The sequence below is a fragment of the Pseudomonas sp. B424 genome (genome assembly GCF_055408345.1).
In genome coordinates this window covers 156,257-171,659 of the sequence record NZ_JBUZTL010000005.1, presented here as the reverse complement: position 1 = coordinate 171,659, position 15,403 = coordinate 156,257, and the positions used below count along the sequence as shown (strand labels likewise).

The 15,403-nt window shown below is 59.1% G+C and carries 13 protein-coding genes; 10 read left to right on the top strand and 3 right to left on the bottom strand.

Annotated features, from left to right (window positions below; genetic code table 11):
- Positions 1-147 precede the first annotated feature (147 nt).
- The gene (gene rapA, locus ACZRMS_RS08945; RefSeq protein WP_463995020.1) at positions 148-2,994 is read right to left on the bottom strand and encodes an RNA polymerase-associated protein RapA; all 2,847 of its coding nucleotides are present in this window, start codon (positions 2,992-2,994) and stop codon (positions 148-150) included.
- Positions 2,995-3,164: 170 nt separating this feature from the next.
- On the opposite strand from rapA, the gene ACZRMS_RS08940 reads away from it, so the two are divergent.
- From ACZRMS_RS08940 to ccoM, 3 genes are all read left to right on the top strand, one after another.
- Positions 3,165-3,494, top strand: coding sequence for an aspartate-semialdehyde dehydrogenase (locus ACZRMS_RS08940; RefSeq protein ID WP_463995019.1), 330 nt, complete (start codon positions 3,165-3,167; stop codon positions 3,492-3,494).
- Positions 3,495-3,519: 25 nt separating this feature from the next.
- Positions 3,520-3,735 (top strand): hypothetical protein, encoded by a 216-nt coding sequence (locus ACZRMS_RS08935; protein ID WP_463995084.1) that lies wholly within the window; start codon positions 3,520-3,522, stop codon positions 3,733-3,735.
- Between the two features lie 143 nt (positions 3,736-3,878).
- Positions 3,879-3,989, top strand: coding sequence for a cytochrome c oxidase subunit CcoM (ccoM, locus tag ACZRMS_RS08930; RefSeq protein ID WP_016779744.1), 111 nt, complete (start codon positions 3,879-3,881; stop codon positions 3,987-3,989).
- Between the two features lie 272 nt (positions 3,990-4,261).
- Here ccoM and ACZRMS_RS08925 read toward each other — a convergent pair whose 3' ends face one another.
- Positions 4,262-5,734, bottom strand: a complete 1,473-nt coding sequence (locus tag ACZRMS_RS08925) for an inorganic phosphate transporter (RefSeq protein ID WP_463995018.1) — start codon at positions 5,732-5,734, stop codon at positions 4,262-4,264.
- Positions 5,735-6,084: 350 nt separating this feature from the next.
- Entirely contained in the window at positions 6,085-6,285 is a 201-nt protein-coding gene (locus tag ACZRMS_RS08920; RefSeq protein WP_463995017.1) for a hypothetical protein, read from the bottom strand.
- 721 nt (positions 6,286-7,006) lie between these two features.
- On the opposite strand from ACZRMS_RS08920, the gene pcaR reads away from it, so the two are divergent.
- The 7 genes from pcaR to ACZRMS_RS08885 all read left to right on the top strand — a co-directional run bounded on the left by pcaR (position 7,007) and on the right by ACZRMS_RS08885 (position 15,395).
- The gene (pcaR, locus tag ACZRMS_RS08915; protein WP_048358978.1) at positions 7,007-7,849 is read left to right on the top strand and encodes a pca regulon transcriptional regulator PcaR; all 843 of its coding nucleotides are present in this window, start codon (positions 7,007-7,009) and stop codon (positions 7,847-7,849) included.
- A 306-nt stretch (positions 7,850-8,155) separates the two neighbouring features.
- The gene (gene pcaK / locus ACZRMS_RS08910) at positions 8,156-9,502 is read left to right on the top strand and encodes a 4-hydroxybenzoate transporter PcaK (protein WP_463995016.1); all 1,347 of its coding nucleotides are present in this window, start codon (positions 8,156-8,158) and stop codon (positions 9,500-9,502) included.
- A 157-nt stretch (positions 9,503-9,659) separates the two neighbouring features.
- Positions 9,660-10,517: a CoA transferase subunit A gene (locus ACZRMS_RS08905; RefSeq protein WP_463995015.1), complete on the top strand. Its 858-nt coding sequence runs from the start codon at positions 9,660-9,662 to the stop codon at positions 10,515-10,517.
- Positions 10,514-11,296, top strand: a complete 783-nt coding sequence (locus ACZRMS_RS08900; RefSeq protein ID WP_463995080.1) for a CoA-transferase subunit beta — start codon at positions 10,514-10,516, stop codon at positions 11,294-11,296. Before ACZRMS_RS08905 ends, ACZRMS_RS08900 begins: the two co-directional genes overlap by 4 nt.
- Positions 11,293-12,498, top strand: coding sequence for a 3-oxoadipyl-CoA thiolase (gene pcaF / locus ACZRMS_RS08895; protein ID WP_463995079.1), 1,206 nt, complete (start codon positions 11,293-11,295; stop codon positions 12,496-12,498). The genes ACZRMS_RS08900 and pcaF overlap by 4 nt, the downstream gene beginning before the upstream one ends.
- Before the next feature lie 205 nt (positions 12,499-12,703).
- Positions 12,704-13,996: an MFS family transporter gene (locus ACZRMS_RS08890; protein ID WP_463995014.1), complete on the top strand. Its 1,293-nt coding sequence runs from the start codon at positions 12,704-12,706 to the stop codon at positions 13,994-13,996.
- 46 nt (positions 13,997-14,042) lie between these two features.
- A complete protein-coding gene (locus tag ACZRMS_RS08885; RefSeq protein ID WP_463995013.1) occupies positions 14,043-15,395 on the top strand; it encodes a 3-carboxy-cis,cis-muconate cycloisomerase in 1,353 nt (450 codons plus the stop codon).
- Positions 15,396-15,403: the final 8 nt, after the last annotated feature.

Here is a 15,403-nt window from a genome sequence, read left to right as displayed (position 1 = left end):
GAAGCTGGATTGGGGGCGGCAGGGGTGATGGCAAAATGATGGCGATCATTTTGTTATTAGGGCGGTGTTTTATAGTCAGTTACGTCAGGTCGGGGCTAGCAAAAAAATGTGGGAGCGGGCTTTCCCGCTCCCACAGGTCAGGGCTTTTTAGCCCGCTACCAGCACACGAATGGCTTCAAGGCGCAGGGCGGCTTTTTCAAGCATGGCCAGGCTTTGTTCGCGCTGTTTGCGCAAGGCAACCAGTTCGCTGTCACGTACGCTCGGGTTGACTGCCTGCAAGGCGGTCAGGCGTGCAAGCTCTTCTTCGGTGTCTGCTGCCAGACGGCGTTGGGCTTCGGCCACGCGCTCTGCGTGACGTGGCGCGATCTTGGCTTCACCGGCGTTGATCTTCGGCGTCAACTGTTCGCGCTGGGCCTGAACGAACTTGTTGGCGCTGGCGCGCGGTACGCTTTCCAGTTGTTCGTTCAATGTGTCGAAGGCCACGCGGGACGACAGGTCGTTACCGTTGGCATCGAGCAGGCAGCGCAGGGCCGCCGGGGGCAGGTAGCGACCCAGTTGCAGCGAACGCGGGGCAACCACTTCACTGACGTAAATCAGCTCGAGCAGCACAGTGCCGGGCTTCAGGGCCTTGTTCTTGATAAGTGCGACGGCGGTGTTGCCCATCGAGCCAGACAACACGAGGTCCATGCCGCCTTGCACCATCGGGTGTTCCCAGGTGATGAACTGCATGTCTTCGCGCGACAGGGCCTGGTTGCGATCGTAGGTGATGGTCACGCCTTCGTCGTCGCCCAGAGGGAAGCTGGCGTCGAGCATTTTCTCGCTTGGCTTGAGGATCAGCGCGTTTTCGGAATGGTCTTCGCTGTCGATGCCAAAGGCGTTGAACAGGGTTTCCATATAGATCGGCAGGGTGAACTGATCGTCTTGCTCAAGGATCGCTTCAACCAGTGCTTCGCCTTCACCTGAGCCGCCGGAGTTGAGCTCCAGCAAACGGTCACGGCCGGTGTGCAGTTCTTGCTCGAGACGCTCGCGCTCAAGGCGTGCTTCGTCGATCAGCGCTTGCCACTCCTGGTCGTCGGCAGCTTCAAGCAACGGCAGCAGGCGTGGGCCGAACTTGTGCTGGAGGGCGTTGCCGGTCGGGCAGGTGTTGAGGAAGGCATTCAGCGCTTCGTGGTACCACTGGAACAGGCGCTGTTGCGGGCTGGTTTCAAGGTACGGCACGTGCAGTTCGATGATGTGCTTCTGGCCGATACGGTCCAGACGGCCGATACGCTGCTCCAGCAGGTCCGGGTGCGACGGCAGGTCGAACAGCACCAGGTGGTGAGCAAACTGGAAGTTGCGACCTTCGCTGCCGATTTCGGAGCAGATCAGCACTTGGGCGCCGAATTCTTCATCTGCGAAGTAGGCTGCAGCACGGTCGCGCTCAAGAATGTTCATGCCTTCGTGGAAGACCGTCGCAGGAATGCCTGAACGTACGCGCAGGGCGTCTTCCAGGTCCATGGCAGTTTCAGCGTGGGCGCAGATCACCAGTACTTTGGTGCGCTTGAGCATTTTCAGCGTGTCGGTGAGCCATTCAACCCGAGGGTCGAAGCGCCACCAGCGCTCTTCATCCGTAGCGTCCGGCTGGGCCTGGAAGCTGACTTCAGGGTACAGCTCGGCGTGTTCACCCAGCGGCAGTTCGAGGTATTCGTCCGGGCACTGCAGCGGGTAGGCGTGCAGTTTGCGCTCCGGGAAACCCTGGATGGCCGCGCGGGTGTTACGGAACAGCACGCGGCCGGTGCCGTGGCGGTCCAGCAGCTCGCGTACCAGGCGGGCGCTTGCCTCGGCATCGCCCTCATTGACCGCGGCCAGCAGGGTATCGCCTTCGGCTCCGAGAAAACCGTGAATGGTTTTATGGGCTTCAGGTGACAGGCGGCCCTTGTCCAGCAGCTCCTGTACGGCCTGAGCTACCGGACGGTAGTTCTCGCTTTCGGCGCGGAAGGCGGCCAGATCGTGGAAGCGATTCGGGTCCAGCAGGCGCAGGCGCGCAAAGTGGCTGTCCTGCCCCAATTGCTCCGGGGTTGCGGTGAGCAGCAGAACACCCGGGATCACGCCGGCCAGTTGTTCCACCAGGCCGTATTCAGGGCTGACGTTGTCTTCGTGCCACACCAGGTGGTGCGCTTCGTCGACCACCAGCAGGTCCCATTCAGCGTCAAACAGCGCGGCCTGGGCCTTGGGGTCGTCAACCAGCCACTCCAGGGCAACCAGTGCCAACTGGCTGTCTTCGAAGGGGTTGCTGGCGTCGCTTTCGATAAAGCGCTCTTCGTCGAACAGTGCCACTTCGAGGTTGAAGCGCCGACGCATCTCAACCAGCCACTGGTGCTGCAGGTTTTCCGGGACGACGATCAGGACGCGGCTGGCGCGGCCACTGAGCAATTGGCGGTGAATTACCAGGCCGGCTTCGATGGTTTTACCCAGGCCCACTTCGTCAGCCAGCAAAACACGCGGCGCGATACGGTCTGCCACTTCGCGGGCGATGTGCAGTTGGTGTGCAATCGGTTGTGCACGCACGCCACCCAGGCCCCACAGCGGCGATTGCAGTTGACGGCTGGTGTGTTCGAGGGTGTGGTAGCGCAGGGAGAACCAGGACAGCGGGTCGATTTGCCCGGCGAACAGACGGTCGCTGGCCAGACGGAACTGGATAAAGTTCGACAGTTGGGTTTCTGGCAGGGTGACGGCTTCGTTGTGCTCGTTAAGCCCGTGATAGACCATCAGGCCGTCGACGTCTTCGACTTCGCGCACGGTCATCTTCCAGCCTTCGAAGTGGATGATGGTGTCACCCGGCGAGAACCGTACACGCGTGAGCGGTGCGTTGCGCAGCGAATATTGGCGGGTTTCGCCAGTGGCCGGATAGAGCACGGTCAACAAGCGACCGTCCTGTGCCAGAACGGTGCCTAAACCTAGCTCTGCTTCGCTGTCACTAATCCAGCGTTGCCCCGGTTGATACTGCTGCGCCATGCTGCCTGACTCCCGCTTTGAAAAAGCCGAGTATATTAACGGAACAGAGGCCTCAGTCCAAAGGACTCTCATAAAAAGCTGCCCTGCTTATTAAGAAAACCGACGGCAGTTTTAGACGGGTGGCGTCCCTGGTCAGCCGCCGACAGCCTGAAGACAGGAGAACAATAACCATGTTGCCGTCAATCTTGCCGCTGGGCGCTGTCCCCATTACCTCCGGGCAGGACCCGGTCCGGCCCCGGCCAGACATTCCTCCCGTGACCGCCGCACAGGCCAGCTCCGGTGAATGTGCAATCGACCTGAAGAACCACGACACCGATCAGGCCGCGCTATTGTTACGCGAAGAGCAACAACGCCAACATGACAAACGCCGTCGTGAAGCCCAGGAAGATACAGGCGAGGGGAGGCCGGATGAGGCGCAGAACCTGGAGGCTACGGCGGCGGTTTCACCTGTGATCGACGGGACGCAGCGTCAGGGGTTGTGGGTCGATATCAAGGTATAGGTCTTTTTTCTGGCCAGCGGTGCGCGTGCGTCGCATTATTGGCGCACTGAAACACACTGACAGCGGTTTGAAACTTCTTATGAGCCAAGATACCAATCTGGTCGACCTGGGCGCCGAGCGCGCCAAGCGTGTACACGACCTCAAGGAAAAACGTTTGAACGAAGTGCGCAAAGCGTTCGAGCAGGCGATGCCATTAGCAAAGGTTGCGAAAAAGCCGAAGAAAAAACCGAAAAAGCGCTGACCCTCCCTGGTTTTCGCTGATCTGCGTCAACTATTTCCTCCAGGCCCGGTCTGGTCGTGGATCACTATTGATCCCGGTCAAGTCCTGCACCTGCGCGTGTGGTTAATCTGGCTGCAACACACAGACACGCACAGGAGGCCGTCATGTTTCTCGATAATGTGGTTATCGCCGGGGTACTTACCGTCGGCCTCATGGTTTTGTTCTTTGCCGGTCTGGGCATTTTTATCTGGAAAGACTCCCAGAAGCGCAAATAGCGCCGAGTCTTTACGGGGTATGAGCACGCAAGGCATTTTGGGCGACTTCGGTCGCCTATTTTTTTGCGGGTCTTTTTTGTACGTCCTTCTGTAGGAACACAGGTATCTACATGTGGGAGCGAGCCTGCTCGCGAGGCCGTTAACGATAACGTGTGCTTACGGGTTAATCGCGCAGCCCTTGGGACTTTCGCGAGCCGGCTCGCTCCCACAGATTTTGCCCATAAAAAAAGGTACGGCCCGTGAGGGTCGTACCTTTTTTGTGCAGCGCAGAATCAGGCGAGTACTTTGGAAGCCAGCCAGAACAGCGTTGCAGACAGTGCGATGGTGGCGGGCAAGGTCAGCACCCACGCCATCAGGATGGTCTTGATCGTGCCGCCTTGCAGGCCGCTTTTGTTGGCAACCATGGTACCCGCTACACCCGAGGACAGAATGTGCGTCGTGGATACCGGCAGGGAGAAGATGTTGGCCATACCGATGGCAAAAGCCGTGGTGATCTGAGCCGCCATGCCTTGGGCATAGGTCATGCCTTGCTTGCCGATCTTCTCACCGATGGTTTTAACCACACGCTTCCAGCCCACCATTGTGCCCAGGCCCAAGGCCAGAGCTACAGCCAGAATCACCCAGAACGGGGCGTATTCGGTGGTGGCGGTCAGGTCTTTACGCAGCTTTTCGAGGTCCGCTTTTTCGCGGGAATCAAGCACTGGCAATTTGCTGACTTTCTTGGCGGTGTCGTCCAGGCAAAGCAGGTAGCGACGGATCTCTATACGCTTTTCAGCCGGGATCGAATGGTAGTCCGCTACGCCTTTCAATGAGCTCAGCAGCGCCTCGATGGTCGGTTCGGTTTGCTGCGGGTTGCAGCTGAACTGATCCGGCAAGTCGCCTTTTACGCTTTTGCCCAGTGCCAGGAATTCGGTCAGCGAAGCATTGTTGCGCTGATAGAACTGGCTCAGGTGCAGGGTGGCGTCGCGAGTACGTTCGATCTGATACGTGGTGCTGTTCAGATCCAGAACGAAAGCGCTTGGCACGATGCCGATCAGTACCAGCATGATCAGGCCGATGCCTTTCTGGCCATCGTTGGAACCGTGAACAAAGCTCACGGCCATGGCCGAGATCACCAGAACCAGACGGTTCCAGAACGGCGGGTGCTTTTTGTCGTCCATCTTGCGGCGTTGGTCTGGCGTTTTGTGCATCTTGGACGCTGGACGCCACCACTTGAGGGCAATCAATACCAGGCCTGCAACCAGGAAACCGGCCATTGGCGAGAACACCAGGGAGGCTCCGATATCGATAGCCTTCTGCCAGTTAACACCGTCGCTCACCGGAATTCCGCTGATCAGGGCGTTGGCCAGGCCGACACCCAGAATCGAACCGATCAGGGTGTGGGAGCTCGACGCGGGAATCCCGAAGTACCAGGTGCCCAGGTTCCAGGTGATAGCTGCAGCAAGCAGGGAGAACACCATGGCCAGGCCATGTCCGGTGTTTACATTCACCAGAAGCTCTACCGGCAGCAGGTGGACGATGGCATATGCCACGCCGACCCCGCCTAGCAGAACGCCGAGGAAGTTGAACACACCGGAAAAGAATACCGCCAGGTGAGGCGGCATGGCTTTGGTGTAGATGACAGTCGCTACCGCGTTCGCGGTGTCATGAAAGCCGTTTATGAACTCAAACGCGAGAACAAAGGCTAGGGCGAAGAAGAGGCTGATAAGAACCCAGGCGTCCAATCCGCTTAATAGATCGATCATGAAGGTTTTCTGACACGGTCATAAAGGGGGGCGGATTATGCCAGAAAACCCCGCTAATCAATGCACTTGCTGCCCGTTGGTAACATCTATAAATGAAAAAGCTCGTAAGTAGCTTCGGCCAACGGGCGTAGGAAATACCCTTCGAACCGCTGACAGCAAAGGCTGTAAGGGTTTTCGCAGGGGGAGCTCAAGCCCTTGCACAGGTCTGATTCAAGTACATGAAATTTCTCAAATCTGCGGGTGCGGCATGATCGATGTGTCCCAGGCGCACCAAAGAGCCGTGCCATTCATGCAAATGGCCAGGAAGCAAGGGGGCAGGCGGCAGTTCCTGCAGATTTTCAGGCCTGAGGTCAGGAGTCCCCGGTTTTCAGCTCTTTTTCTATTTTCTGGAGTTCTTCAGAGAATGCCTGGTCGAGCAGGCTGGCACGCTTGCGCCATGGTTTGCGCTCGGGCTCGGGCCGGGCGGCATAGGTAGTCACTTCGCCGCCGTAAACATCCTTGAAACGTTGTTCCTGACGCTCAAGTTCTGCGCGCAGTTCGTCTTTCGTCACTGTCTTACCTAATTGTGTTGAGATTAAACCTGGTGAAGCACCGTGCACGAGGAGTTCGATTCATTTGACGAATGCCGGTCAATAAGACAACTGACTATTAACAGCGTCGTACTTAAACACCTCATGTGATGCACGCAGCCACGTCACGAATAAACCATGAACGTCGCCGTTTGTAAGTGTTCACCCCAAAGGGAAACTACACACGATGAACTTTGCGGATAAGCCGCGAGTGGCTATTGAACACAACGAGTTGGCTGGATCCAATCTGCCGCACAGGCTTGACCTTGTGCTCTCAATCACTTGCAATCCTCAAGGGTTGAGGCGTGCTGCTACTATCGCCGAATAACTTCGCGTGCGTCAACTTCCCAGTGAGTGGCGTGTAACAAATAATTGAAAGTTTACAAGCCGAGGCATGTCACCGCTCTATTAATCCGTTACTGGCTAATTGAACCTTCAAGTTATTTAACTGCGGCAATGGACTTCCCCAAGGTTCATATAAGCAGACGTTTTCTATCATTGATCCACTTGTTTGTGGTCAACGGATGATTTTAATAAGAGTCAGGCCATTGGCCATCACTCGTCGGTGTCTAGCTACAGTCATTCACGGGCGTTGTGCGCCGTTTCGTTGCCCTGTGCACAGGCACGATTGCGATTATCGATCAACGGTTCGATAATCGCCCGGCATGTCATAACTATAAATAGCTGAAGCTGGGGGTTGGGAATGAATGATCAACTGCGCAATGCCGTTGCCAGTATCGCACCGCCGATTGTGGCGTCGCCCGCCAAGCGCATTCAGGCGTTTACCGGTGATCCTGACTTTATGTCGTCCCTGGCCCGAGGCCTGGCTGTGGTGCAGGCGTTTCAGGAGCGCAAGCGGCATCTGACCATTGCCCAGATCAGCCATCGCACCGAAATTCCGCGGGCCGCAGTGCGCCGGTGCCTGTACACCCTGATCAAGCTGGGTTATGCCACGACCGATGGCCGAACCTATTCCCTGCTGCCCAAAGTGCTGACGTTGGGCCATGCCTATCTGTCGTCAACGCCGCTGGCGGTCACGGCCCAACCGTATCTGGATCGCATGAGTGAGCAATTGCACGAGGCGTGCAACATGGCGACCCTCGAAGGTGACGACATTCTCTATATCGCCCGCTCGGCGACGACCCAGCGCCTGATTTCGGTGGACCTTTCGGTCGGTGGCCGCTTGCCGGCGTACTGCACGTCGATGGGGCGCATCCTGCTGGCGGCGCTGGATGACGTGACGCTGCACGAGTACCTTGCCCATGGCGAGTTCCAGGCCAAAACCAGCCGTACCTTGCACACCCCCGAGGCGCTGCTTGAATGTCTGCAGCAGGTGCGCGAGCAAGGTTGGTGTGTTGTCGATCAGGAGCTGGAGCAAGGGCTGCGCTCGATTGCCGTTCCGGTGTACGACGCTTCGGGGCAGGTGCTGGCAGCCCTGAACGTCAGCACCCATGCGGGGCGGGTGACGCGCACGGAGCTGGAACAGCGGTTTTTGCCGATCATGCTCAATGCCAGTCGCGAGTTGAGCACCCAGCTGTTTAGTTGATGCCATGGGCACTAAGCGTTCGATAAACGCACAGTTAAGCGTTTATCGAATTGCAGGTTGGCGGTGCGCTGATTAATGTCGCCACAGCGCAACCCTGCTTGCAGTCTGCTCAAGTACTTATTCTGGGGCCGCACAAAATAATAACGAAGAGGCCACATGCCATGAGCACTTCCATCTGCCAGTCTTTGACACTGTTGTTGCGCAGTCGCCCGAAAATCCTCTGATTCCCTCTGGACATTTTTTAGTGTGAGCCGCCAGCCATTGGCCGGTTTCCGTTCGCCCTGGTTTTTACCCGGAATAAAAATAATGAACTCACCTCAGTCCCCTGTAGGCAACTGCCTTGATGTGCAGTCGTTTATCAACGCTCAACCGCTGTCGCGCTACCAATGGCGCGTGGTGATCCTGTGTTTCCTGATTGTGTTCCTCGATGGCCTGGACACGGCGGCAATGGGGTTTATCGCCCCGGCCCTGTCCCAGGACTGGGGGATTGACCGCGCCAGCCTCGGCCCGGTGATGAGTGCCGCGCTGATCGGCATGGTGTTCGGCGCCCTGGGCTCGGGGCCATTGGCGGACCGCTTCGGACGCAAAGTGGTGCTGGTCGTTGCTGTGTTGGTGTTTGGCGGGTTCAGCCTGGCATCGGCCTACAGCACCAATGTTGATCAACTGCTGGTACTGCGCTTTTTGACTGGCCTGGGGCTGGGCGCCGGGATGCCCAATGCCACCACCTTGCTGTCGGAATACACCCCTGAGCGCCACAAATCCTTGCTGGTGACCAGCATGTTCTGCGGCTTCAATCTGGGGATGGCGGGAGGCGGGTTTATCTCGGCCAAGCTGATCCCGATGTATGGCTGGCACAGCCTGCTGCTGATTGGCGGAGTGCTGCCGTTGATTCTGACGCTGGTTCTGGTGGCGTGGTTGCCCGAATCTGCGCGCTTTCTTGTGGTACGCAATCGCAGCATTGAGCTGATTCGAAAAGCCCTGGCTCCGATAAACCCGGCGGTGGTGGCCCAGGCCGCCAGCTTCAGCGTTCCCGAGCAGAAGACCGTCAAGGCGCGCAATGTGTTTGCGGTGATCTTCTCCGGTACCTACAGCACCGGCACCTTGTTGCTGTGGCTTACCTACTTTATGGGGCTGGTGATTGTTTACCTGCTCACCAGCTGGCTGCCGACGCTGATGCGTGACAGCGGCGCGAGCATGGAGCAGGCGGCGTTTATTGGTGCCCTGTTCCAGTTCGGCGGTGTGCTGAGTGCGGTAGGGGTGGGCTGGGCGATGGACCGGTTCAACCCGCATAAAGTGATCGGTATTTTTTACCTGCTGGCCGGGGTGTTTGCCTACGCAGTAGGGCAGAGCCTGGGCAACATTACGGTTCTGGCGACATTGGTGCTGGTGGCCGGTATGTGTGTGAACGGTGCTCAATCGGCAATGCCGTCTTTGGCCGCACGTTTTTACCCGACCCAGGGCCGGGCCACAGGTGTGTCGTGGATGCTCGGCATTGGTCGTTTCGGCGCCATTCTGGGGGCCTGGATGGGCGCTACCCTGCTGGGGCTGGGTTGGAACTTCGAGCAAGTGCTGACCGCGCTGGTAATTCCGGCCGCCCTGGCAACGGCTGCGGTATTGATCAAGGGCATGGTCAGCCATGCCGATGCAACCTGATAGTTACCCTGCTAACTATGTGTTCGATTAACGAACACATAGTCGATTATCGGATTGTTTGGAAGAAAGCAGCGGCTTAACCTGCTGAGCATCCGGTGTCGCCAGCGCGCACCTTCTTCAACCGCAGTGGCCTACAAAAAACGGGAGCTACCCCCAGATGGCAGACATCATTTCGTTACACGACGCGGTAAAACAATTTGTGAGCGATGGTGACACCGTTGCCCTTGAAGGTTTCACCCACTTGATCCCGACTGCCGCGGGTCATGAAATCATCCGTCAGGGCAAGAAAGACCTGACCCTGGTGCGGATGACGCCTGACCTGGTCTATGACCAGTTGATCGGGGCCGGTTGTGCACGAAAGTTGATTTTCTCCTGGGGCGGGAACCCGGGGGTGGGTTCGCTGCACCGCTTGCGTGACGCCGTTGAAAGGCAGTGGCCGCAGCCGCTGGAAATCGAAGAGCACAGCCACGCCGACCTGGCCAATGCATACGTGGCCGGCGCCTCTGGCCTGCCGTTTGCCGTACTGCGCGCCTATGCCGGCTCTGACTTGCCCAAGGTCAATCCGCTGATCAAGACCGTGACGTGCCCGTTTACCGGCGAAGTGCTGGCCGCCGTGCCGGCAGTACGCCCGGATGTCACGGTGATCCACGCTCAAAAGGCCGACCGCAAGGGCAACGTGCTGTTGTGGGGCATTTTGGGGGTGCAGAAAGAGGCCGCGTTGGCAGCCAAGCGGTGCATCGTCACGGTTGAAGAAATCGTCGACGACCTGCAAGCACCCATGAACGCCTGCGTACTGCCGACCTGGGCCCTGAGTGCTGTGTGCCATGTGCCGGGCGGTGCACATCCGTCCTACGCTCACGGTTACACCGAGCGCGATAACGTTTTCTATCAGGCGTGGGACCCGATTGCCCGCGACCGTGAGACGTTCACAGCCTGGATCAACGAATACATCCATGGCACTGCAAATTTCAGTGAGTTCCAGGCCAAGCTGGCCCGCGCTTCGGAGGCAAAATAATGGCTTACTCCACCAATGAAATGATGACCGTAGCCGCCGCTCGCCGTTTGAAAAACGGCTCGGTGTGTTTTGTCGGTATCGGCCTGCCTTCCAAAGCGGCCAACCTGGCGCGCCTGACCTCATCCCCTGATGTCGTGCTGATTTACGAGTCTGGCCCGATTGGCGCCAAGCCCAATGTGCTGCCGCTGTCGATTGGCGATGGTGAGCTGGCTGAAACCGCCGACACCGTGGTGTCCACCAGCGAAATCTTCCGCTACTGGCTGCAGGGTGGCCGGGTCGATGTCGGTTTTTTGGGCGCGGCCCAGGTCGACCGCTTCGGCAATATCAACACCACGGTGGTCGGTGACTATCACCAGCCAAAAGTTCGCCTGCCGGGTGCCGGCGGCGCGCCGGAAATCGCCGGCTCGGCGAAAAGCGTACTGATCATCCTCAAGCAGTCGGCACGCTCATTTGTCGACAAACTGGATTTCATTACCTCGGTGGGGCATGGCGAGGGCGGCGACTCGCGCAAACGTCTGGGCCTGCCAGGCGCGGGCCCGGTGGGGATCATCACCGACCTGTGCACCATGGAGCCTGAAGCGCAAACCAACGAATTCGTGGTCACGGCCCTGCACCCGGGTGTAACCCGTGAACAAGTGATCGCCGCTACCGGCTGGGCCATCCGTTTTGCCGACAGCGTCGAAGAGACGGCCGCGCCAACGGACATCGAGCTCAATGCCTTGCGTGATCTGGAAGCGCGGACCGCTCTGGCCCATGGCCAGGCGCCGGGAGAAGCCTGATGCGCGAAGTCTTTATCTGTGACGCGATTCGTACACCCATTGGCCGTTTTGGCGGTGGCCTGGCAACCGTCCGTGCTGACGACCTGGCCGCAGCGCCGATCAAGGCGTTGATCGAGCGCAACCCGGGCGTGAACTGGAACGAAGTCGATGAAGTGTTCTTCGGCTGCGCCAACCAGGCCGGTGAAGACAATCGCAACGTTGCGCGTATGGCGGCCTTGTTGGCCGGGCTGCCCGAGACCATTCCGGGCGTGACCCTTAACCGGCTGTGTGCCTCGGGCATGGATGCCATCGGTACGGCATTCCGGGCGATTGCCAGCGGCGAGATGGAGCTGGCGATTGCCGGGGGCGTGGAGTCCATGTCGCGAGCGCCGTTTGTGATGGGCAAGGCCGATGCGGCGTTTTCGCGCAACATGAAGCTGGAAGACACCACCATCGGCTGGCGCTTTATTAACCCGTTGATGAAGGCCCAATACGGTATCGACCCGATGCCGCAGACGGCGGATAACGTGGCGGATGATTACGGGATTTCCCGTGCCGATCAGGATGCTTTCGCCCTGCGCAGCCAGCAACGTACTGCCGCCGCCCAGGCCGCAGGCTACTTCGCCGAAGAAATCGTGCCGGTACGTATCGCCCACAAAAAAGGCGAAACCCTCGTTGAGCATGATGAGCACCCGCGTGCGCAAACCACCCTCGAGACCCTGAGCAAACTCAAACCGGTCAACGGCCCGGACAAAACAGTCACCGCCGGCAATGCCTCGGGGGTGAATGACGGGGCGGCGGCGATGATTCTGGCGTCGGCCGCTGCGGTGAAACGTCATGGCCTGACCGCCCGGGCCCGGGTGCTGGGCATGGCCAGTGCCGGTGTGGCGCCGCGTGTGATGGGCATCGGCCCGGTGCCTGCGGTGCGCAAGCTGGTGGAGCGCCTGGGTCTGGCAGTCAGCGATTTCGATGTGATCGAGCTCAACGAAGCCTTCGCCAGTCAGGGCCTGGCCGTCCTGCGGGAGCTGGGCCTGGCAGACGATGCGCCCCAGGTTAACCCCAATGGCGGGGCGATAGCCCTGGGCCATCCTCTGGGCATGAGCGGCGCCCGCATCGTGATGACCGCGTTGCATCAGCTGGAAAGAACCGGTGGTAAAAAAGCGCTGGCGACCATGTGTGTGGGTGTTGGGCAAGGTCTGGCATTGGCCATCGAACGGGTCTGATAGCGCTCAATGCTGCTTCGGTGGGAGCGAGCCTGCTCGCGAAGACTCCTGAGCAAACATCGGTTTACTGGATAACCGCGTTGCTCTTGAGACCTTCGCGAGCAGGCTCGCTCCCACGGTCTCAGTCGTTCGGCTTATTGCGGTCACGGCGCTACATGTTGCAAGGTGTGTCTGACTGCAACTAAAACCTGATGAGTAAATAAACATGACAACAGAAACTCACTACACGGGAGAGGAACGCAAAAAAAGGATTTTTGCGATTGTCGGTGCGTCCTCCGGCAACCTTGTCGAATGGTTCGACTTTTACGTTTACGCCTTCTGCGCTATCTACTTCGCACCTGCTTTTTTCCCTTCCGATGACCCTACGGTGCAGTTGCTCAACACCGCCGGCGTTTTTGCGGCCGGATTTTTGATGCGCCCCATCGGTGGCTGGCTGTTTGGCCGGGTCGCCGATAAACACGGGCGAAAGAATTCAATGATGATCTCGGTGCTGATGATGTGCGCCGGCTCACTGGTGATTGCCTGTTTGCCGACCTACGCCTCGATTGGCGCCTGGGCCCCGGCCTTGCTGTTGATGGCGCGTCTGTTTCAGGGGCTGTCGGTGGGGGGCGAGTACGGCACCACGGCTACTTACATGAGCGAAGTGGCACTCAAGGGCCAGCGCGGTTTCTTTGCCTCCTTCCAGTATGTGACCCTGATCGGCGGACAACTGCTGGCGGTATTGGTGGTGGTGATTCTTCAGCAGTTCCTGTCGGAAGATGAACTGCGGGCCTGGGGCTGGCGCGTGCCGTTTGTGATCGGGGCCATTGCCGCGCTGATTTCGTTAATGCTGCGTCGCACCCTGAAAGAAACCACCAGCGCCGAAACCCGGCAGGACAAGGACGCAGGCAGTGTGCGGGCCTTGTTCCGCGACCATAAAGCCGCGTTTATTACCGTGTTGGGCTACACCGCAGGCGGCTCGCTGATTTTTTACACTTTTACCACCTATATGCAGAAGTACCTGGTGAACACGGCCGGCATGCATGCCAAAACCGCCAGCTACATCATGACCGGCGCGCTGTTCCTTTATATGTGCATGCAGCCGTTGTTCGGCATGCTGGCGGACAAGATCGGTCGACGTAACAACATGCTCTGGTTTGGCGCGCTGGGTACGCTGTGTACCGTGCCGATCCTGCTGAGCCTGAAAACCATCAGCAGCCCGTTCCTGGCTTTTGTGCTGATTACGCTGGCGCTGGCGATTGTCAGCTTTTACACCTCGATCAGCGGGCTGGTAAAAGCCGAGATGTTCCCGCCTCAGGTCAGGGCATTGGGCGTGGGCCTGGCGTATGCCGTAGCCAACGCGATTTTCGGCGGTTCTGCGGAATACGTGGCATTGGGGCTTAAGTCGATGGGCATGGAAAACACGTTCTACTGGTACGTGACGGTCATGATGGCCATTGCCTTCCTGTTCAGTTTCCGCTTGCCCAAGCAGCCCAGGTACCTGCACCACGATTTGTGATGTACCCCGCGCGCGCCGGGTGGCGCGCGCCTTCTAAGGACGGGTTATGAGTAATCAGCTGTTCGATGCGTACTTTACGGCCAAGGCCATGGGCGAGGTGTTTTGCGACCATGGCCGGGTGCAGGCGATGCTCGACGTCGAGTCGGCTCTGGCCCGGGCGCAGGCTCGGGTCGAGGTGATTCCTCACTCTGCGCTCGCGCCGATTACTGCTGCGTGTCGCGCTGAACTCTATGATTTCGAGGCCCTGGGCCAGGCGATAGCCAGTGCCGGCAATTCGGCAATACCGCTGGTCAAAGCCCTGGGCAAACAGATTGCCAGCACCGCGCCCGAAGCCGAGCGTTACGTGCATCTGGGCGCCACCAGCCAGGACATCATGGACACCGGGCTGGTGCTGCAACTGCGTGCGGCTCTGGGGCTGATCGAGGCTGATCTGGTACGGCTTGGCGATGTCCTCGCGCAGCAGGCCCAGCGCTATGCCACTACGCCATTGGCCGGGCGCACCTGGCTGCAACAGGCGACACCGGTCACGCTGGGCATGAAGATCGCAAGTTGGCTGGGTGCCGTCACCCGTAACCGCCAGCGCCTTAATGAATTGAAACCGCGTTTGCTGTGCCTGCAGTTTGGCGGTGCCTCGGGCACGCTGGCCGCGTTGGGTGATCAGGCGCTGCCGGTGGCACACGCCCTGGCTGATGAACTGGGGCTGAGTTTGCCGGACCAACCGTGGCACACCCAGCGTGATCGCCTGGTGGAGTTTGGCTCGGTGTTGGGTTTGATTGCGGGTGGTCTTGGCAAAATCGGACGGGATATCAGCCTGCTGATGCAAACCGAGGCCGCAGAAGTTTTTGAGCCCTCGGCGCCGGGCAAGGGCGGATCGTCGACCATGCCCCACAAGCGCAACCCGGTGGGCTCGGCGGTGTTGATCAGCGCCGCCACCCGGGTCCCGGGTTTGCTGAGCATCCTGTTCAGCGCCATGCCCCAGGAGCACGAACGCAGCCTGGGTTTGTGGCACGCCGAGTGGGAAACCCTGCCCGAGATTTGTTGCGTGGTGTCCGGGGCGCTGGTGCAGGCACTGAACATTGCCCAAGGGCTGGAAGTGGACAGCGAGCGCATGGCGCGCAACCTCGACCTGACCCACGGGCTGGTGCTGGCGGAGGCAGTGAGCATTGTGCTGGCCCAGAGGGTAGGGCGCGAAACGGCTCATCATCTGCTGGAGCACTGTTGCAAGCGTGCGGTGGCCGAACAGCGCCACTTGCGTGCGGTGCTGGGCGATGAGCCGCAAATTACCGCGCAGTTGAGTGCACTTGAACTGGATCGCCTGCTCGATCCGGCCCATTACCTTGGCCAGGCGACGACGTGGGTCGAGCGTGCGCGGGCTGAACATTTTGCGTTGGCCCTTTAAAGGAGAAG

Bases quoted from the DNA above. Each gene is read 5' to 3' on its own strand.
- rapA (WP_463995020.1), bottom strand. From the start codon at position 2,994: ATGGCGCAGCAGTATCAACCGGGGCAACGCTGGATTAGTGACAGCGAA.
- ACZRMS_RS08940 (WP_463995019.1), top strand. From the start codon at position 3,165: ATGTTGCCGTCAATCTTGCCGCTGGGCGCTGTCCCCATTACCTCCGGG.
- ccoM (WP_016779744.1), top strand. From the start codon at position 3,879: ATGTTTCTCGATAATGTGGTTATCGCCGGGGTACTTACCGTCGGCCTC.
- ACZRMS_RS08925 (WP_463995018.1), bottom strand. From the start codon at position 5,734: ATGATCGATCTATTAAGCGGATTGGACGCCTGGGTTCTTATCAGCCTC.
- pcaR (WP_048358978.1), top strand. From the start codon at position 7,007: ATGAATGATCAACTGCGCAATGCCGTTGCCAGTATCGCACCGCCGATT.
- pcaK (WP_463995016.1), top strand. From the start codon at position 8,156: ATGAACTCACCTCAGTCCCCTGTAGGCAACTGCCTTGATGTGCAGTCG.
- ACZRMS_RS08905 (WP_463995015.1), top strand. From the start codon at position 9,660: ATGGCAGACATCATTTCGTTACACGACGCGGTAAAACAATTTGTGAGC.
- ACZRMS_RS08890 (WP_463995014.1), top strand. From the start codon at position 12,704: ATGACAACAGAAACTCACTACACGGGAGAGGAACGCAAAAAAAGGATT.
- ACZRMS_RS08885 (WP_463995013.1), top strand. From the start codon at position 14,043: ATGAGTAATCAGCTGTTCGATGCGTACTTTACGGCCAAGGCCATGGGC.